General features: G+C 66.2%; 17 protein-coding genes and 1 pseudogene. 8 read left to right on the forward strand and 10 right to left on the reverse strand.

Annotated elements, in window-relative coordinates:
- Window positions 1-50: 50 nt before the first annotated feature.
- From fahA to AC1DUN_RS14910, 7 genes are all read right to left on the reverse strand, one after another.
- Entirely contained in the window at window positions 51-1,322 is a 1,272-nt protein-coding gene (fahA, locus tag AC1DUN_RS14880; protein ID WP_477714616.1) for a fumarylacetoacetase, read from the reverse strand.
- Between the two features lie 29 nt (window positions 1,323-1,351).
- A complete protein-coding gene (hmgA, locus tag AC1DUN_RS14885) occupies window positions 1,352-2,659 on the reverse strand; it encodes a homogentisate 1,2-dioxygenase (RefSeq protein ID WP_477714617.1) in 1,308 nt (435 codons plus the stop codon).
- A gap of 24 nt (window positions 2,660-2,683) precedes the next feature.
- On the reverse strand, window positions 2,684-3,142 hold the full coding sequence (locus AC1DUN_RS14890; RefSeq protein WP_477714618.1) for a MarR family winged helix-turn-helix transcriptional regulator: 459 nt from the start codon (window positions 3,140-3,142) through the stop codon (window positions 2,684-2,686).
- Window positions 3,143-3,185: 43 nt separating this feature from the next.
- Window positions 3,186-4,160, reverse strand: a complete 975-nt coding sequence (locus AC1DUN_RS14895) for a Bug family tripartite tricarboxylate transporter substrate binding protein (protein ID WP_477714619.1) — start codon at window positions 4,158-4,160, stop codon at window positions 3,186-3,188.
- A gap of 49 nt (window positions 4,161-4,209) precedes the next feature.
- Window positions 4,210-4,404, reverse strand: a complete 195-nt coding sequence (locus AC1DUN_RS14900) for a hypothetical protein (protein WP_477714620.1) — start codon at window positions 4,402-4,404, stop codon at window positions 4,210-4,212.
- A 17-nt stretch (window positions 4,405-4,421) separates the two neighbouring features.
- Window positions 4,422-6,086: an FAD-dependent oxidoreductase gene (locus AC1DUN_RS14905; protein ID WP_477714621.1), complete on the reverse strand. Its 1,665-nt coding sequence runs from the start codon at window positions 6,084-6,086 to the stop codon at window positions 4,422-4,424.
- Between the two features lie 115 nt (window positions 6,087-6,201).
- A complete protein-coding gene (locus AC1DUN_RS14910) occupies window positions 6,202-6,663 on the reverse strand; it encodes a CHRD domain-containing protein (protein WP_477714622.1) in 462 nt (153 codons plus the stop codon).
- Window positions 6,664-6,848: 185 nt separating this feature from the next.
- Between AC1DUN_RS14910 and ku the strand changes: the two genes are divergently transcribed.
- The 6 genes from ku to AC1DUN_RS14940 all read left to right on the forward strand — a co-directional run bounded on the left by ku (window position 6,849) and on the right by AC1DUN_RS14940 (window position 11,671).
- Window positions 6,849-7,757: a non-homologous end joining protein Ku gene (gene ku / locus AC1DUN_RS14915; RefSeq protein ID WP_477714623.1), complete on the forward strand. Its 909-nt coding sequence runs from the start codon at window positions 6,849-6,851 to the stop codon at window positions 7,755-7,757.
- Window positions 7,758-7,781: 24 nt separating this feature from the next.
- Window positions 7,782-10,343, forward strand: a complete 2,562-nt coding sequence (gene ligD / locus AC1DUN_RS14920) for a DNA ligase D (protein ID WP_477714624.1) — start codon at window positions 7,782-7,784, stop codon at window positions 10,341-10,343.
- A gap of 146 nt (window positions 10,344-10,489) precedes the next feature.
- Window positions 10,490-10,768: a hypothetical protein gene (locus AC1DUN_RS14925; protein ID WP_477714625.1), complete on the forward strand. Its 279-nt coding sequence runs from the start codon at window positions 10,490-10,492 to the stop codon at window positions 10,766-10,768.
- 95 nt (window positions 10,769-10,863) lie between these two features.
- Window positions 10,864-11,076: a hypothetical protein gene (locus AC1DUN_RS14930; RefSeq protein ID WP_477714626.1), complete on the forward strand. Its 213-nt coding sequence runs from the start codon at window positions 10,864-10,866 to the stop codon at window positions 11,074-11,076.
- Window positions 11,077-11,168: 92 nt separating this feature from the next.
- Window positions 11,169-11,345 (forward strand): hypothetical protein, encoded by a 177-nt coding sequence (locus AC1DUN_RS14935; protein WP_477714627.1) that lies wholly within the window; start codon window positions 11,169-11,171, stop codon window positions 11,343-11,345.
- Entirely contained in the window at window positions 11,342-11,671 is a 330-nt protein-coding gene (locus AC1DUN_RS14940; RefSeq protein WP_477714628.1) for a hypothetical protein, read from the forward strand. Before AC1DUN_RS14935 ends, AC1DUN_RS14940 begins: the two co-directional genes overlap by 4 nt.
- A 103-nt stretch (window positions 11,672-11,774) precedes the next feature.
- Here the strand turns inward: AC1DUN_RS14940 and AC1DUN_RS14945 are convergent, their stop codons facing one another.
- The 3 genes and pseudogenes from AC1DUN_RS14945 to AC1DUN_RS14955 all read right to left on the reverse strand — a co-directional run bounded on the left by AC1DUN_RS14945 (window position 11,775) and on the right by AC1DUN_RS14955 (window position 13,666).
- Window positions 11,775-12,725 (reverse strand): ferritin-like domain-containing protein, encoded by a 951-nt coding sequence (locus tag AC1DUN_RS14945; protein WP_477714629.1) that lies wholly within the window; start codon window positions 12,723-12,725, stop codon window positions 11,775-11,777.
- Between the two features lie 171 nt (window positions 12,726-12,896).
- Window positions 12,897-12,995: pseudogene (locus AC1DUN_RS14950) on the reverse strand (glutathione S-transferase); the annotation flags it as partial.
- 2 nt (window positions 12,996-12,997) lie between these two features.
- The gene (locus tag AC1DUN_RS14955; RefSeq protein ID WP_477714630.1) at window positions 12,998-13,666 is read right to left on the reverse strand and encodes a DsbA family oxidoreductase; all 669 of its coding nucleotides are present in this window, start codon (window positions 13,664-13,666) and stop codon (window positions 12,998-13,000) included.
- 268 nt (window positions 13,667-13,934) lie between these two features.
- On the opposite strand from AC1DUN_RS14955, the gene AC1DUN_RS14960 reads away from it, so the two are divergent.
- Both AC1DUN_RS14960 and AC1DUN_RS14965 read left to right on the forward strand, forming a co-directional pair.
- Complete coding sequence (locus AC1DUN_RS14960; protein ID WP_477714631.1) at window positions 13,935-15,893, forward strand: PhoX family protein; 1,959 nt, start codon at window positions 13,935-13,937, stop codon at window positions 15,891-15,893.
- A 210-nt stretch (window positions 15,894-16,103) separates the two neighbouring features.
- On the forward strand, window positions 16,104-17,153 hold the full coding sequence (locus AC1DUN_RS14965) for an Ldh family oxidoreductase (RefSeq protein ID WP_477714632.1): 1,050 nt from the start codon (window positions 16,104-16,106) through the stop codon (window positions 17,151-17,153).
- Window positions 17,154-17,383: the final 230 nt, after the last annotated feature.

Below are 17,383 nucleotides of genomic sequence, written 5' to 3' on the forward strand. Positions count from 1 at the left end.
AAACACCCGCCCCATGCTTCGCTCACGAACGAAGCATCAGCGCCTTGAACTTAAGCGCGCGCCGGCAGCACCTGCCCGCGGCATTCGCCAAAACCTATGCGTTGGTAGCCTTCACGCTCACACCAGGCACGCAGGATGATGGCATCGCCGTCCTCCAGGAAGGTGCGCGTCTGGCCATTGGCCAGCGTCAAGGCCTTCTTGCCGCCGGCGCTGAGCTCCAGCAGCGAGCCGGCCTGCTCGGGCTGTGGACCCGAGAGCGTACCCGTGCCCAGCATATCGCCGGGCTGCAGGTTGCAGCCGTTGACGGTGTGGTGCGTGAGCATTTGCGCGACCGTCCAGTACGCGTCGCGGTAGTTGGATTGCGACAGGCGCTCGGGACCCAGGCCGGCGTCGCGCATGGCCTGGGTCTGCAGCCAGACTTCGAGCTGCACATCGAGGCCGCCCTGCTGGCGGTTGCCCGGCGAATCCAGGTAAGGCAAAGGCTGCGGGTCGCCCTCGGGGCGCGTGAAGGCCGCACGAAACGGCGCGAGTGCCTCCAGGGTGACGATCCAGGGCGAGATGGTGCTCGCGAAATTTTTGGACAGGAAAGGGCCCAGCGGCTGGTATTCCCAGGCCTGCACGTCGCGCGCAGACCAGTCATTGAGCAGCACCAGGCCAAAAACATGGGCCTCGGCCTGCTCCATGGCCACCGGCTCGCCCTGGGCATTGCCCTGCCCCACGAACACGCCAAGCTCCAGCTCATAGTCGAGCCGGTGGCTGGGCCGCAAGAGCGGCACCTCCTCGTTGGGTCCCTTGGTCTGGCCCAGCGGCCGCGGGAATTGCTGGCCGCTCACGCCTATCGACGATGCGCGGCCGTGGTAACCGATGGGCACCCATTTGTAATTGGGCAGCAGCGGCGCATCAGGGCGGAACAGCTTGCCGACGGTGGTCGCATGGTGGATGCCGGTGTAGAAGTCGGTGTAGTCGCCGATGCGGCAAGGCAGGTGCAGCGTGACCGCGTCCTGGCGGCGCAAGAAGCCCGCCCACTCGCCCTGCTTCGCACTGCCCTCGGCCAGGCCTTGCGAGATCGCGGCACGCAGCGCAGTCAAAGCCTGCGGGCTTTGCGCCATCAGCGCATTCATGTCACTGGTGTCCGTCAGCCCGGTTGCGCGCAGGTCCAGCACCTGGTCGCCGATGGCCACGCCTATGCGGCGCTCGCCCTGCGGCGTGAGGCTGTAAGTGCCAAAGGGCAGGTTCTGGATGGGAAAGTCGCTCGCCTCGTTGGCGGAGGCTACCCAGCTGCGCAGTTGGGGGTCATGGGTGGCGTTCAGGAGTGAGGTCATGATGGGCTTTTGAAAATAGAGGTGCGGCATCAGCCCTTGAACTGGTCTTTAAGCCCGGCCCAGCAGCCGGCATAAGCGGTGTCGAGCGCGCCGCCCTGCATGGCATAGGCCGTGGGGATAAAGCGGTAGCGGCTTTCGAACATAAAGGCCAGGGTGTTGTCCAGCTTGTGCGGCTTCAAATCGGCCGCACTGGCTTTTTCAAAGGCCTCGGTGTCGGGGCCGTGCGGCACCATGCAGTTGTGCAGCGAGGCGCCGCCGGGCTTGAAGCCTTCGGGCTTGGCGTCGTACTGGCCGTAGAGCAGGCCCATGAACTCGCTCATGAGGTTGCGGTGGTACCAGGGCGGGCGGAAGGTGTCCTCGGCCACCAGCCAGCGCGGCGGGAAGATCACAAAGTCGCAGTTGGCCGTACCCGGCGTGTCCGAGGGCGAGGTCAGCACGGTGAAGATGGACGGGTCCGGATGGTCGTAGCTGATGGAGCCTATGGTCATGAAGTGCGCCGTGTCGTACTTGCAGGGCACCAGGTTGCCGTGCCAGGCCACCACGTTAAAAGGGCTGCGCGGCTGCGTGGCCGACCACAAACGGCCGCCGAATTTCTTGATGATTTCGTAGCTTTTCTCTGCCTCATCGTCGGCATCGAAGGCCGCCACGGGCGCAAGAAAATCACGCGCATTGGCCAGGCCGTTGGAGCCTATGGGGCCCAGCTCGGGCAGGCGAAAGTGCGCGCCGTAGTTCTCGCAGATATAGCCGCGCGAAGCGCCGTCGGGCAAGGCCACGCTGAAGGCCATGCCGCGCGGCAGCACGGCGATTTCACCGGGTTTCACGTCCAGGATGCCCAGCTCGGTGGTCAGCAGCAAGCGGCCCTGCTGCGGCACCAGCAGCATTTCGCCGTCGGCATTGACCAGCGCGCGCCGCGCCATGGATCGGTTGGCGACGTACATGTGTGCCGCCATGCCGGTCTGGGCCTCGGCATCACCGTTGGCCGCCACGGTGCGCAGGCCGTCGACAAAATCCAGCGGCTCGGCGGGAATCGGAAACGGGTTCCAGCGCAGGGGATCGGGCGGCACGGCCACGCCGCCCGCCGTGCCCGTGGTCCACTGCGGCTGCGCATAGGGCTGGTAACCCCCCACCACCACCGAGGGCTGGCGGCGGTACAGCCAGGTGCGGCGGTTCTCGGCACGCGGCGCGGTGAAGGCCGTGCCCGAAATCAACTCGGTGTACAGGTCGTGCGGTGCGCGCTGCGGGCTGTTGCGACCTTCAGGCAAGGCGCCGGCGACGGCTTCGCTGGCGAATTCATTGCCAAAGCCGGACTGGTAGCGCAAAGAGGTGTTCGTGTTCATCGCAGTTTCTCCAAAATTCCCATCTCATTCATCGGCATCTTCAACCGCGCCGCCGTCGGCCCTGGCCTTGGCGATCAGGCGGTCGAAAAAATCGCTGAGCTGCTCGCGCTCAGCCGCGCTCAGCACGCCAAAAATATCCTGGTTGCGCCGGCCCACCACGTTCATGGCGCGCTGCCAGGCGGCCTTGCCTTTGGGTGTCATGGTCAGCACCACACCGCGGCCGTCGGTCGGGCTGGCGGTCTTGACGACCAGGCCCTGCTCCACCAGCGACTGCGCGGCCCGGCTGGCCTGGCCTTTGTTGAGGTTGGCCTTTTGTGCGAGGTCGTTGACCGACAGCGGCGCGAAGGTGCCGACCGCCGTGAGGCAGCGCCCGTCGCTCATCGACAGCCCGGCCCCGGCCACATAGGCACGCTGGCTTTCCAGGTCGGTCAGCTTGTGCAGCAAATGCAGGCGGTAGGTCAGGGTTCTGTCGAGCTTGATCATCGGCGTTCCACCTTCTTGGCTTAAAACTCCATTCTCAGCGCACTCAGTCCAGTTTGATGCCGCTGGCGTGTATCACCTGCGCCCATTTTTCGCGCTCGGCCTTGGAATAGCTGGCCATCTGCGCCGGCGTGCTGGGCGTGGGCTCCAGGCCCAATACCTGGAAGCGTGCCTTGACGGGCGTGGAATTCAGCGCGTCCACCAGGGCCTTGTTGAGTTTGGCGACCACGGCATCGGGCGTGCCGGCCGGCGCGGCCAGGCCTTGCCAGGCATAGGCCTCAAAGCCCTTGAGGCCCTGCTCGTCCAGCGTGGGAATGGATTCGAAATTCTTCACGCGTTGCGGGCTGGCGATGCCGATGGCGCGCAGCCGTCCGGCGTTGATAAAAGCCATGCCGCTGGCGGTATCGACAAACATGAAGGGCACCTGGCCGCCCGCCACGTCCTGCACGGCAGGCGCGGCGCCGCGGTAAGGCACATGGACCATGTTGATGCCGGTCTTGCCGCGGAACAGCTCAGTGGCCAGATGGTGCGGGCTGCCGGCACCTGGCGTGGCGTAGCTCACGCCGCCCTTCTGGGTTTTTGCCCAGGCCGTGAACTCGGCCAGGTTTTTGGCCGGCACGGCCGGGTTGACGACGAGGATCATCGGGAAGCGCGCCAGCAGGCCTATGGGCGCCAGGTCTTTTTCAGCGCTGTAGCTAAGCTTGGTGTACAGCGCCGGGTTGGCCGCCAGCGTGGCAGTGTCGCCGGTCAGCACGGTGTAGCCGTCAGGCTTGGCATGGGCCACGTACTCGGCGCCTATGTTGGTGGCGGCGCCCGGCTTGTTGTTGATGATGAGCGGCTGGCCCAGGGCCTGGCCCATGGCCTCGGTCAGCGCGCGCGCCACCACGTCGGAGCCGCCGCCCGCGGGGTAAGGCACGACCCATTCGACGGGGCGCGTGGGATACGTCTGCGCGGAAGCGGCCGTGGCGGCGAATGCCAGGACGGCGAGCCAACGGTGAAGGGATGCGGGAAGGCGGGGCATTGTGTCTCCAGGGAATTAATACGTTATGGAAAAAGGCGGGGGTCGAAAATCAGGTGGCGGCCAGGCGCTCGGCCTGGGCGATCAGCAACAGGGCGTCGGCGACGTCGGCCTGGCGGCTCAACAAGGCAAGCGCCAGCGTTGCCAGGAACAGCGGCGCCCTCGCCTCGCCCACGCGGGCGGTCGCTTCCGCGAGCGCGGTGTAGGCCTGGTCCAGCTCGGCGATTTGGGTCTGTGAGGGGTTCATGGCTGTCTCCGGAATCGTCATGACGCGTGGGCCGCGCCGGCGGCAAGCTGTTGCTGGAAGGGCTTCAGAGCAGCAGCAATGTCGGCCGCCAAAGCGGATTTCCAGCGGCCCATGAGGTAGCCGTCGGGCCGCACCAGGAAGGCCGAGCCGCTGCCTGCGCCGTAGCGTTCACGGGCCTGGTTGAGGTCGTCAAGCAAGGTGTTGGCACCAGGTTCGCCCTGGCCGGTGATGCATATCAGCTTGACGGAAGCCGGGCCGTCCTGGCCGTCGGTCGCGAGGGCGGCGATATCGCCCGGCAACTCGCCCTTCGCGCTGAAATACAGCAGCACGAAGCCAGAGCCAAAGCAGGACGTGAGATGTACCGCACCCCCGGCGCCCCGCAGCTTGGCTTCCGGTGCGGGCATACCGGCACACGCCCCGCTGGAAAAAGCGCTTTCCTGCGCGGCCAGATTCAGCGGCGAGCCCACATACTCCACCGGCATCGACTGGCGCGGGTTCAGCAGCGAGGCCACGGCCGCGTCCTCGGTGGCCAGGCGCAGCGCCGCTTCGCGCAGCAGCTGGAAGCCGTGGTTGGGCGGCGCCATGAACTCGGTGCTCTTGGCGCCGTAGACGATGTTCTCCCGCGTGGCCTGCACGCGCTCGCTCGAATAGCTGTCCAGCAGCGAATCGGCCGCATGGCCTTGCTGCACCAACGCAAGTTTCCAGGCCAGGTTGCCGGCATCGTCCAGGCCGGAGTTGAGCCCGCGCACGCCGAAGATGGGCACCAGGTGGCCCGCGTCACCGGCAAACAGCACACGGCCGCGGCGGTAGCTGGGCAAGGTCAGGCACTTGGCGTTGTAAATCGAAATCCACAGCGGCTCCCAGGGTTGGTCCTCACCGATCATGGACAGGTGGCTTTGCACGCGCGGCAGCACGTTTTCAGGCTTCACCGCCTCCAGCGGGTCCTCGTCGTCGCGGATCTGGTAGTCGATGCGCCAGACGTCGTCGGGCTGGCGGTGCATCAGGATGGTGGAGCCGGGGTTGGACGGCGGGTCGAACCAGGCCAGGCGCTCGACCGCGCGGCGGGTTTTCTGCACCACGTCGACGATCACATATTTGCCTTCGTATTGCGTGCCTTCGAGCTGCAGCCCCAGTTGCTCGCGCACCGTGCTGCGGCCGCCGTCGCAAGCCACCACCCAGTCGGCCTGCACCGTGCGCGCGCCGTCCGGCGCTTCGATGTCCACCTGCGCGCCGGAGGCCTCGGGTCGCACGGCTTTCACCTTGCTGGACCAGCGCACGTCCACCAGGCCGCCCTGCGCCAGCGCCGCCTTGTGGGCGAACTCCTCGGCGTAGAACTGCTGGATGTTGACCATGGGCGCGTAGCGCTGCGTGGGTTCGCTGGGCATCTGGAAGTGCAGCACTTCCTGGTCGCGAAAGTAGCTGCGCCCGCCCACCCAGGACAGGCCCTTGTCCACCAAGGGCTTGTCGGCGCCTATCCAGCCGAAGATTTCCTGCGAGCGGCGCGACATGCAGATGGCGCGGCTGCCGGCGCAATAGCTGTCGTCGGCCTCCACCACCAGGCTGGCGACGCCGTGGCGCGCCAGCAGCGCCGCCAGCGTCATGCCCACCGGGCCGCCGCCGGCAATCAGCACCGGCACACGGCGCGGCCACCCAGGGGAATCCGAAGAAAGAGGCTTGGTCACGATGTGCTTGTCCCGGTTTGTTTATTGTTGCGTCCGCAACTATAAATCAATCCGGTTGCGCCCGCAACCATTTGCCGGAGGCCTTTACAACGGGCCCGGGAGCCCGAACAGAGTCTTAGTTGCGCACCATCGTCATCTGGCCGCGCACTTCGCCGGCGGGATAGGCCGCCGTATGGATATTGGCGTACCACCGGCCTGCCATCAGGTCGGCGGCCTGGGCGGCTGTCAGCGTTGCGCTGCCATCCATGGGACTCTTCAGGGGGCTGGCCCATCCCAGAGCCACGCCGGCGTTGGTGCCAATGGCGGCGGGGCCGTGAAAGTGACCTGCCGTTGCGGGCCCGGTGAGACGGGTGTAGTTGACCTTCCAGCGAAGCAGGTTGGTGCTGGGGTCGAACACCGCATCGACCGAGCCGCTGCCGGGGCTGGCATTGGCGGGCACTTCATTGGCGCCGCGAAGCTGCGTGGTGAAAGCGACCAGGCTGGATTGCTTGTTCATCACACCGCAGCCGGTGATGGTGGCTGCGACCACCGCCAGGGCGGCCAGGGACAGTCGGGTGGCGGTACGGCGTGAAAGCATGGGTCGGCTCCTTGAAAAGTTGCAGCCGATTGTGCGTGTCGCACCGCGCCCGCACCCGTAGGACAAACCCCATGCGAACAGTCGGTTCCGGACGACGCCCACCACCCAGCGCACGCCGACACGCCTGCCTGCGTGTGAACCAGAAACTGCCGTGATAGCGCACTCGCAAGAAAGACAAACACACCATGGCATCTCGCATTCTCTGGAAAGGCGCCATCGCCTTCGGCCTGGTCCACATTCCCGTTGCGCTGCATTCGGCCACCTCCGAAAGCGGCATCGACTTCGACTGGCTGGACAAGCGCAGCATGGACCCGGTGGGCTACAAGCGCATCAACAAGCGCACCGGCAAGGAGATCAGCAAGGAGAACATCGTCAAGGGCGTGGAGTACGAGGACGGCCAGTACGTGGTGCTGTCCGAGGAAGAAATCGCCGCGGCCTACCCCAAGACCACCCAGACCATAGAGATCGAAAGTTTTGTGCCCAACACCGAGATTCCCTTTGTCTACCTGGAGCGGCCCTACTACGTCGCGCCCATCAACAAGGGACAAAAAGTCTATGCCCTGCTGCGCGACACCCTGCTGAAAACACAGCGCGTGGGCATTGCCCGCGTCATCATCCAGACCAAGCAGCACTTGGCCGTGCTGGTGCCGTCGGGCCCGGCGCTGGTGCTGAACCTGCTGCGCTGGGGCGCCGACATCCGCTCGCTGGAAGAGCTGAACCTGCCGCCCGTGGGCGCCAAGGCCGCGGGCCTGTCCGACAAGGAGCTGGCCATGGCCAAGCAGCTGGTGGACGACATGACCGGCAAATGGGACCCGAAGCAGTTCACCGATTCCTTCAAGGACGACATCATGGCGCTGGTCAAGCGCAAGGCCCAGGAAGGCAAGCTGGAGAGCGTGGTGCAGCCGGAAGAATCCGGGGAGCCCGAAGCCCGTTCCGGCGCCAAGATCATTGACCTGACCGAGTTGCTGCAGCGCAGCCTGCGCAAGGGCGGCGGCGATGCGCCCAAGGCCAAGGCCGCCGCCAGAGCGCCCGCACGCAAAAAACCCGCGGCCAAAACCCGGGCACACGCCCCCGCAAGGCGGCGCGCTGCCTAGGCGGCCCCACGCGCAGCCCAGGCCATGGACGACCGCGATTCCCTCAAAAGCTACCGCGCCAAGCGCGACTTCTCGCGCACGCCGGAGCCCGCCCAGGGCGGCACGCGCTCGGACAAGTCCCTGCGCTTTGTGATCCAGAAACACGACGCACGCAACCTGCATTACGACTTTCGCCTGGAGTTGCAGGGCGCGCTCAAAAGCTGGGCCGTGCCCAAGGGCCCCAGCCTGGACCCGGCCGTCAAGCGCATGGGTGTGCGTGTCGAGGACCACCCGATTTCCTACGCGGGGTTTGAGGGCAGCATTCCGGCCAGGCAATACGGCGCAGGCGACGTGATCGTCTGGGACCGGGGCCTCTGGACGCCGCACGGCGACCCCACAAAAAGCCTCAAGGCCGGCAAGCTCAAGTTCGAACTTCATGGTGAAAAGCTCAAGGGCGGCTGGACCCTGGTGCGCATGCACGGCCGCGGCGACGAAAGCCACGAGCCCTGGCTGCTGATCAAGGAACAGGATGAGCACGCCCGCCCGGAAAAAGAGTACGACGTGCTCCAGGCGCTGCCCAACAGCGTGCTCTCGGGCCGCCCCCTGCCGCGCGATGCCGCGGAAAAACCCGGCAAGGCGCCGGCCAAGGCCGCGGCGAAGAAAGCCGCCGCGCGCACCGCCGGCGATATTCCGGAAGGCGCTGTCAAGGCGAAGCTGCCCGAAATTCTGACCCCGCAACTGGCCACGCTGGTGGCGGCCCCGCCCACCGACCCGCAAGGCTGGGCCTATGAAATCAAGTACGACGGCTACCGCCTGCTGGCCCGCATAGACGGGGACTCGGTTCGCCTCATGACACGCAACGGCAATGACTGGACACACAAACTGCCCAGGCTGGCCGAGGCCGTGGCCGCGATGCAGATTCCCTCGGGCTGGGTGGACGGCGAGATTGTGGTGATGAACGAGCGCGGCCTGCCCGACTTCGGCGCGCTGCAAAACGCCTTTTACCATGCGAGCACGGCGCGCATTGTGTATTACGTGTTCGACCTGCCCTACTTCGATGGGCTGGACCTGCGCCGGCTGCCGCTGTCGCAGCGCCGCGAACTGCTGTGCGCGCTGGCCACCCGCCATCCGCAAGAGACCATACGCTTTAGCGACACGTTCGAGGAAACGCCGCAAGACCTGCTTGAATCGGCGCGGCGCGTCGGCCTGGAAGGCGTGATCGGCAAGCGCGTGGATTCGGCCTACGTCTCGCGCCGCTCGCCGGACTGGATCAAGCTCAAGACCCAGCTGCGCCAGGAGTTCGTGATAGGCGGCTACACCGCCCCCAAGGGCTCGCGCACCGGCCTGGGCGCGCTGATGCTGGGCGTGCATGACGAAGACGGCGCACTGAAGTACGCCGGCAACGTCGGCACCGGCTTTAACGACAAGGTGCTCAAGGACCTCAAGGCGCGGCTGGAGAAAATCCACACGGAGCGCAGCCCCTTCGCGAAGCTGCCGGCCGGCGTCAAGGGCCACTTCGTCAAGCCGCAGCTGCTGGCCGAAATCGCTTTTGGCGAATGGACGCACGGCGGCCACATCCGCCACCCGGTGTTCCAGGGCCTGCGCAGCGACAAGCCCGCCAGCCGCATCGTGCGTGAAAAACCCGCCGCCCTGAAAAGCGGCCAGAAAGGCGCCGCCGTGAATCCTGCGAGAAAAAACACTCCGGCCGCGCTGAAGTCCCTGCGCATCACCCACGCCGACCGCGTGGTCGACAGCAGCACCGGCTTTACCAAACAAAACGTGGTCGAGCACTACGCGCAGGTCGCGGCGCTGATGCTGCCCCACCTCAAGGCACGGCCGACCGCACTGGTGCGCGCGCCTTCGGGCATAGGCGGCGAGCTGTTCTTCCAGAAGCATGCCGAGGCCACCGCCATCCCCGGCATCAAGCTGCTGGATCCGGCGCTCGATCCCGGCCACGGGCCGCTGCTGGAGGTCCCCTCCGCCGCAGCCCTGCTGGCCGCCACGCAGCTCAATGTGCTCGAATTCCATACCTGGAACGCCACCACGCGCGCCATCCACAAGCCGGACCGCATGACCTTGGACCTGGACCCGGGCGAAGGCGTGGCCTGGCCGCAGGTGCAGGAGGCCGCGCAGCTGGTGCGCGCCATCCTCGACGAACTCAAGCTCTCCAGCTTCCTCAAGACCAGCGGCGGCAAGGGCCTGCACGTGGTGGTGCCGCTCAAGCGGCAATACGACTTCGACACGGTCAAGGACTTCTCGCATGCGCTGGTGTTGCACCTGGCCGCCGTGATCCCCCAGCGCTTTGCCGCCAAGAGCGGCCCCAAAAACCGGGTCGGCAAGGTTTTCCCGGACTACCTGCGCAATGGCTTCGGCGCGACCACCGTGTCGGCCTGGTCGCTGCGCGCGCGGCCCGGCCTGGGCGTGTCGGTGCCGGTGGCCTGGGACGAACTGGAATCGCTGACCGGTGGCGCGCACTGGACGGCGCAGACGCTGGGCGCCCGCCTGGCCGTCGGCAACCAGCCCTGGGACGCCTACGAGGCCTCGCGCAACGGACTGTCGGCCGCGATGAAGCAGCTCGGTTTCAAGCCGGCAGCGCGGGCCAAATGAAGGTCCAGCCGGCTGTCATCCGCCTCCTACACACGCAGGGCCCGCGGCCCGACATGGCGAATGCGGATGCGGTTTTACATTGGCTTCGTGGCGGTTTCATGCCGTCATTTCGCATTCAACACAGCCATCTTTCAAGGAGAACCTGTATGCCTTCCAAGCAGAATGATCAGAAAAGAAACAGCCCCCAAGCCCAGGACAAACAGCAGCAGCAAGGCCAGCGCAAGCAGCCCGGCCAGCAGGACCGGCAGAACGTCAACCAGGCCAGTGATGCGCAGCTGAACCAGGGCCAGGGCAACCAGCGCCAGCCTGGGCAGCCGGACCAGCACGGCAGCGCCCGGGACAATCCGCAAAAGCAGTCGGAGCGCGATGAAAACATGCAGCCCGAAGATTCGGGCAGCCGGCAATCGGGCCGCAGCAACAACTGATGGCGCCGTGCGCGCCATGCAGCCAGGAAGACAGCCAGCGGAGGCCATGCGCCTCCGCTTTTTTGCGTCCCCAGGACGGGACTTGCGAGGCAGCCATGAACCAGCCCGATGAAATGGACCTGACGCTTTACCTTCAGACCGAAGGCCGCCGGCTGGCGGCGGAACGGGCCAGGCAGCATGCCGCCACACCCAAAGCCAGGCCGTCACCCACCCAGCAGCAGTGCACGGCAGCGCAGCCCGCGCGCAGCCTCAGCGAAGCACTGCAACGCATGGGCGTGGCAGGCGCGCATCCGCGCCGCCGCCTGTAGGTGGCCGCCGCGACTTGCCTTGCGGCACTGGCCTTGCGCGGGCCCGCGGCCTATCATTTCAGGCAGCGCAACAGCATGCGCCTGGAGACACCATGAAGCCCCTCTTGCCCTTCACACTGGCCGGCTTGCTGCTTTTGTCGGCTTGCCCCGACGCCAAGTCGCCCAAAGCCCCTCCCAAAGTGCCTGAACCCAAAGCCGCGAATACATCAGCACAGGCCTTGCCGGCGGCACCGCCGGTAGTGCTGCGCGGCACGCGCGCGTCCGTATGAAGGCTTTCCGGCATGCTGCACCCATCGCAAGCTGGGCCCTGCTGTGCGGTGCAGGCCTGGTGGCCTGCGCCGGCATGCGGGCAGACCCCGCCGCGCAGCGCGTCACCGTCGAAGGGCGGACATACCTGGTGAGCGCGCTGACCGCCGGCACCTGGATAGCCAGCTCGCCCACTGCCGGCCCCATCTCCACAACACCCGCCGGGCGCGCCGCCCTGCTGCAGGCCATAGAGCAGCACTCGGGCTGCAAGGTCACCGATGTCGACTACTCGCGCGGCGGCATGCAGCTCGATGCGCAAGTGGACTGCGCCAGCCGCCTCAAGAACTAGCCGCAATCCAGGCGAAAAAAAAGGGGCAGCCTGCGCCGCCCCCGGTTTGCCGAACCTCGAGTGTCGGCAAGAAACGCTAAATATCTTTTCTGGAACCGTGGCCTTACTTCGAGGCCTTCAGCGCATCGCGCAAGGCCTTGACCTGGTCATGGTTGCGCTGCGCGCCCTGGGCCTGGCGCTCCACCACGCTCTTGATGGCCAGCGGCAGGTTTTGTTTCAGGGCCTTGCGGTAGCGCGCCACGGCGGCGTCCTCACCGCGCTCGCACTCATTGAGCATGGCCTGGTCGCTGTAGGCGCTCAGCGTCGCGCGCACGGAAACCCAGCCGCGGTGCAGCGCGCCGCTGACGGAGCCGCCCTCGTCAGGCTTGCCGCCCAGCTGGCGTATCAGGGTCTGCAGCTCCAGGGCCGCGGCGCGGCATTCACCGGAATGGCGGTGCAGCAAGACCTTGATGTCTTCTGCGCGCGAATGCTCGGCGCATTCGCGGAAACCGTATTCGCCGTCGCGGCAGGATTCCAGCAGGTCGTTGAGCGTGTCGATGATTTCTTCGTCGTCCGCCACGCCGGCGGTGGCTGCAGTTTCAAAGGCACCGAGCCGCTCGTGCGCGCGGTTCCAGGCCGCGCGGCTGGCGTGCCGCGCTTTAGCCCAATCCAGGGTCGAGCGTCCCCGGTAGGTATCCCAGCGGTCCGCCAGGCGCATTTCGGTTTCCTCGAACGAGCCCGGGTAATCGCGCCGGCCTTCCACGCCCAGCCGGTAGGCGGGCGCGTAGTCGTCGAAAGGACGGCCGCTTTCGTAATAGGGCTCCAGCGTGTGCCTGTCGCGCCAGAAAGCCTCTTCGGCCGTCGGGTCCAGGGCCTCGGCGGCTTCCTTGCCGCCCATGCCGCCGGCGATCGCACCGGCCACGCCGCCGACAATGGCTCCCGCAGGGCCGGCCACCGCGCCAGCGGCCGCGCCCCCGGCGATGCCGCCCATGGCCGCGCCTATGCCGGTGCCCACCGGGTGCGCGCCGGGCTCTTTGCTGATGGGATCAAGGTTGGGATCATGCTCTTTGGCCATGGTGTGTCTCCTTTGTGTCGAACGCAGGTTTGAAAGAGATCCGGGCCACTGTGCTTGTGCTTGCTGTGTGGCCGGACACTGGCAACCATGGTCGCGTGCGCTGCAAGACCCGGCGGTCAGGCAAGCACAGACAGGCATGTAGGAGAGCGCCGCGCACAAAACGGCAGGGACTCAGGCATCGAGTTCCGGGTAGCGGCGGAAGATCCCGTCCTCGTTAAAGGGAATGCGGCGCTCGCTAGCCAGGTAGGCGGCCACGCGGCTGTGCCGCGCCCCTAGCCGGCCGCGGCGATCTGCCTCAAGGCCTGCTCGAACACTTCCACAGGCTGGCCGCCGGAAATCAGGTGGCGGTCGTTGATGATGACGGCCGGCACCGAATGGATGCCTTGCGTCAGGTAGAACTGTTCGCGTTCGCGCACCTCGCGCGCGTATTCATCGGAAGCCAGCACCTCGCGCGCGCGGGTTTCATCCAGACCCGCTTCGGCAGCGGCCTTGGCCAGTACCTCGTGTGAGGCCGGGCTCTGGCCGTCGGTGAAATAGCGCTTGAACAGCAGTTCCTTGAGCGCCTTCTGCTTGTCCGCGCCTTCAAGCTCGGCCCAGTGCAGCAGGCGGTGCGCGTCGAAGGTGTTGTAGATGCGGCTGCGCCCGCCGCCGGGCTCGTCGGCCATGCTGAACTTGAAGCCGACCTGGGCACCGCGTGCGCGTATGTTCTCGCGGTTGGCCTGGGCCTGGGCGGGTGTGATGCCGTATTTCTCGGTGATGTGCTCGGTGATCTCCTGGCCCTCAGGCGCCATTTTGGGATTGAGCTCAAAGGGCTGGAAATGCAGCTCGGCCTGGATGTCGCCGCGCACGCGCTCCAGCGCCTGGTCCAGGGACTTCAGGCCTATGACGCACCAGGGGCAGGAAACGTCGGACACAAAATCGATCTTGAGTTGGGTGGTCATGGGAAGGCCTTGGGAGTTGCTGTTCTGGGCAGGCCGATTTTGGCCCGTCGCCAGCCAGCTTGCGGCTCACCCCGGGATATTCAAGTACCCGGTGCGTGGTTAATCCCCCGCCGTCCCCGCTGCCCGCCATCTTCTGTGGCAGCCCGTTTCAAGAAACTGTCACACAAGCTTCCTAAGATTCCGGCAGCGCAGCGGCCCTGCCCTGCGCTTCGGCGCGGGCACACCGCCGCTTCGCATCATTCCCCACCTGAAACTGGAACACACAACAATGTCCGACCTGGCCACCCCTTCCCTTCCCTCACGCCGCACCGCCCTGAAGTTCCTGGCGACCGCGCCCATGCTGCCGCTGGGGGCACTGGCCTCCAGCACCCTGCTGTCGGGCTGCGCCACCGGCAGCGGCCCGGCTGGAGCGGGCAATTACCTGTCTTCCAGCTTCAGCTCCATGGCCGCGCCTTCGCTGGCCGACACGGCCGCCATGGCCACCACCACCGTGGGCTCCAGCCTGCAGGTCCGGCTCAAGGACAACAGCACCCAAAGCTACCGGCTGGCCTACCAGCCCTTCTTCGTGACCGGCGACAGGGTGCCGGACGGCAAGGGCGGCACGATTTTGGCTGGCGGCTATGTGGACATCAACAACCAGCCCATCATCGACCGCTCGGTGCCCGGCAAGGAACGCCAGATGTTCTCCGACTCGCCCGACGGGACCTCGCTGCTGGGCCTGCCGAACGCCAACGTGCCTGGCGTCAAGGGCAAGGCGGTGTTCGCCGTCGTGCAGTTTGAATACACCACGCGCGACCTGGCCGGTGCCGACGCCTACGGCAACCTTCCCTCGCCCATCGCCGTGCTCACGCTGGACCAGGACCAAGCCACCGGCAAGCTCAGCCTCGTGAAGTACCACAACGTCGACATGTCCAAAGCGCACGGCCTGTGGATCACCTGCGGCGCCAGCCTCTCGCCCTGGAACACCCATCTCTCCAGCGAAGAGTACGAGCCCGACGCGCCTTTCGCCGCCGAAAGCTCGCAGTTCAAGAAGTTCAGCAAGAACGTCTACGGCGACGAAACCAAGGCCAACCCCTACCACTACGGCCACCTGCCCGAAGTCACCGTGCACCCCGACGGCACCGGCACGGTGAAGAAGCACTACAACCTGGGCCGCATCTCGCACGAGCTGGTCCAGGTCATGCCCGACATGCGCACCGTGCTGATGGGCGACGACGCCACCAACAGCGGCCTCTTCGTCTTTGTGGCCGACCGCGAGAAAGACCTCTCGTCCGGCACGCTCTACGTCGGCAAGCTGGGCAGCGGCTTCTCGGTCGACCCGGCCGCTGAAGGCGCGAAGATTTCCTGGATCAAGCTGGGCCACGCCACCAGCGCGGAAATCGAAAAAATGGCCGACACGCTCAAGCCGTCCGACATCATGACGGTGCACAAAACCGACCCGTCCGACGCCAGCTTCACCAAGGTCTTCTACAACGGCAACGCCAACTGGATCAAGGTCAAGCCCGGCATGGAAAAAGCCGCCGCCTTCCTGGAAACCCACCGCTATGCCTACCTCATGGGCGGCAGCATGGGCTTTTCCAAGATGGAAGGCACCACCGTCAACATCAAGGACAAGATCGCCTACTCGGCGCTGCAGAACATGCAGGACTCCATGGTCAAGACCGGCAAGGGCTGGAACGCGGCCAGCGGTATCGCGCTCGACAAGGCGCTGATCGCCGGCGGCGTGATGATGCACAAGCTGGACGGCGGCCAGAAGGACTCGGCCGGCAACGCCATCAACAGCGAATGGATGCCGGTGCACACCAAGGCCCTGCTGGTCGGCGAAGACATTGCCGGCGACGCGCTGGGCAACAAGGCCAATCCCAACATGGTGTCCAACCCCGACAACCTGAAGTTCTCGGAAAAAATGCGCACCCTCTTCATCGGTGAAGACAGCAGCACCCACGTCAACAACTTCATCTGGGCCTACAACGTCGACACCAAGCAGCTCTCGCGCCTGATGTCCATGCCCTCGGGCGCTGAGGCCACCGGCCTGCATGTGGTGGACGACCTCAATGGCTGGACCTACATCATGAGCAACTTCCAGCACGCCGGCGACTGGATTCCGGCGCTGCACGGCAAGGTGCAGGCCACGCTGGACCCGCTGGTGCGCGCGAACTACAAGGACCGCTACGGCGCCGCCGTCGGTTACCTGACCGCCGACCCGAGCAGCATCAAGCTCGGTTAAGCGCACAGCCCTGGCCGTGCATTGCATGGCCTGGATGACGCCCCCACCGTTCGCCCTGAGTTTGCCGAGCTTTTCGGCAGCCTCAGGGCGAACTGCATTGGCGCGCCGGTATCAGCGCATCGGCCTGTGCATCGTTACACCGTTCTTCCCTAGAATGCCGGAAAGCCCGCGGCGACCTTGCCCGGCCAGCGACCGCCCACCGGGAACACCATGCACTACCGCTACGACGACCTGATCCACTACGCGCAAGCCCTGCTGACCGCCGCCGGGCTGGAGCCGGCCAAGGCCACGGCCGTGGCCGACATCCTCGTCGAAGGCGACCTCATGGGCCACAACACCCACGGCCTGGCCCTGCTGCCCGGCTACCTGGGCGATCTCGAATCAGGCTCCATGGAAAAGCGGGGCGCGCCCACCGTGCTGGCCGACCACCCCGCCGCCCTGACCTGGGACGGCCGCCGCCTGCCCGGTCCCTGGCTGGTGCTCCAAGCCATGGCGCTGGCCGCCGAACGCGCCGCCAGCCAGGGCAGCTGCACCGTGGTGATACGCCGCAGCCACCACATCGCCTGCCTGGCCGCCTACCTCAAGCGCGCCACCGATCAGGGCCTCTTGATGCTGCTCACCTGCTCCGACCCCAACACCGCCAGCGTCGCGCCCTTCGGCGGGCTGGACGCGGTGTTCACGCCGAATCCGGTCTCGGCGGGCATTCCCACGGGCGGCGTGCCGGTGCTGATGGACGTCTCCACCTCGGCCACCACCAACGGCATGACCAACCGGCTGCACAAGGAAGGCAAACGCCTGCCCGCCGCCTGGGTCATGGACGGCCATGGCGCGGCCAGCGACAACCCCTCGGTGCTGTTCGAGGAACCCAAGGGCACCATACTGCCGCTGGGCGGCATGGACTCCGGCCACAAAGGCTACGGCCTCACGCTGCTGGTCGAGGCCCTGACCGGCGGCCTGGCCGGCCACGGCCGCGCCGACCCCAAGGAAGGCTGGGGTGCCACGGTGTTCCTGCAGATCCTGGACCCGCGCGCTTTCGCCGGCCTGCAGGCCTTCGAACGCCAGACCGGCCACGTCGCCGAGGCCTGCCGCGCCTCACGCCCCGCGCATGCGGGCACGGCCGTGCGCACGCCCGGCGAAAAAGGCATCGCGCTCGCAGCAAAGCAAAAGCAGGACGGCGTGGCGCTCTACCCGTCCATACTGCCCGCGCTCTCCAGCTGGGCCATCAAGCTCGGCGTGGCGGAGCCGGTCGCCGTCCCTTAAAGCGCAGGCTTTCCGGCAGAAACCCGGTCCGGCCGGCCGGTGCTTGCCGGTTCAGGACCCGGTCCTACTACAAAAGCTTTCCAAAATCCCGCGCAGCCTGCGCATGCCAGGGGTTTGTCCCTAGACGGGGAATTTTTCTGCTTCACATAATTAGTACGTCGTTCAAACTAATTCCAAAGTGCTGCGCAGGCAGTGGAACGGCCACCGGGATTTATCTGAGCTCAAAAACA

The organism is Polaromonas sp. P4_F6 (assembly GCF_056401275.1).

Bases quoted from the DNA above. Each gene is read 5' to 3' on its own strand.
- fahA (WP_477714616.1), bottom strand. From the start codon at position 1,322: ATGACCTCACTCCTGAACGCCACCCATGACCCCCAACTGCGCAGCTGG.
- hmgA (WP_477714617.1), bottom strand. From the start codon at position 2,659: ATGAACACGAACACCTCTTTGCGCTACCAGTCCGGCTTTGGCAATGAA.
- AC1DUN_RS14890 (WP_477714618.1), bottom strand. From the start codon at position 3,142: ATGATCAAGCTCGACAGAACCCTGACCTACCGCCTGCATTTGCTGCAC.
- AC1DUN_RS14895 (WP_477714619.1), bottom strand. From the start codon at position 4,160: ATGCCCCGCCTTCCCGCATCCCTTCACCGTTGGCTCGCCGTCCTGGCA.
- AC1DUN_RS14900 (WP_477714620.1), bottom strand. From the start codon at position 4,404: ATGAACCCCTCACAGACCCAAATCGCCGAGCTGGACCAGGCCTACACC.
- AC1DUN_RS14910 (WP_477714622.1), bottom strand. From the start codon at position 6,663: ATGCTTTCACGCCGTACCGCCACCCGACTGTCCCTGGCCGCCCTGGCG.
- ku (WP_477714623.1), top strand. From the start codon at position 6,849: ATGGCATCTCGCATTCTCTGGAAAGGCGCCATCGCCTTCGGCCTGGTC.
- ligD (WP_477714624.1), top strand. From the start codon at position 7,782: ATGGACGACCGCGATTCCCTCAAAAGCTACCGCGCCAAGCGCGACTTC.
- AC1DUN_RS14925 (WP_477714625.1), top strand. From the start codon at position 10,490: ATGCCTTCCAAGCAGAATGATCAGAAAAGAAACAGCCCCCAAGCCCAG.
- AC1DUN_RS14930 (WP_477714626.1), top strand. From the start codon at position 10,864: ATGAACCAGCCCGATGAAATGGACCTGACGCTTTACCTTCAGACCGAA.
- AC1DUN_RS14935 (WP_477714627.1), top strand. From the start codon at position 11,169: ATGAAGCCCCTCTTGCCCTTCACACTGGCCGGCTTGCTGCTTTTGTCG.
- AC1DUN_RS14940 (WP_477714628.1), top strand. From the start codon at position 11,342: ATGAAGGCTTTCCGGCATGCTGCACCCATCGCAAGCTGGGCCCTGCTG.
- AC1DUN_RS14945 (WP_477714629.1), bottom strand. From the start codon at position 12,725: ATGGCCAAAGAGCATGATCCCAACCTTGATCCCATCAGCAAAGAGCCC.
- AC1DUN_RS14955 (WP_477714630.1), bottom strand. From the start codon at position 13,666: ATGACCACCCAACTCAAGATCGATTTTGTGTCCGACGTTTCCTGCCCC.
- AC1DUN_RS14960 (WP_477714631.1), top strand. From the start codon at position 13,935: ATGTCCGACCTGGCCACCCCTTCCCTTCCCTCACGCCGCACCGCCCTG.
- AC1DUN_RS14965 (WP_477714632.1), top strand. From the start codon at position 16,104: ATGCACTACCGCTACGACGACCTGATCCACTACGCGCAAGCCCTGCTG.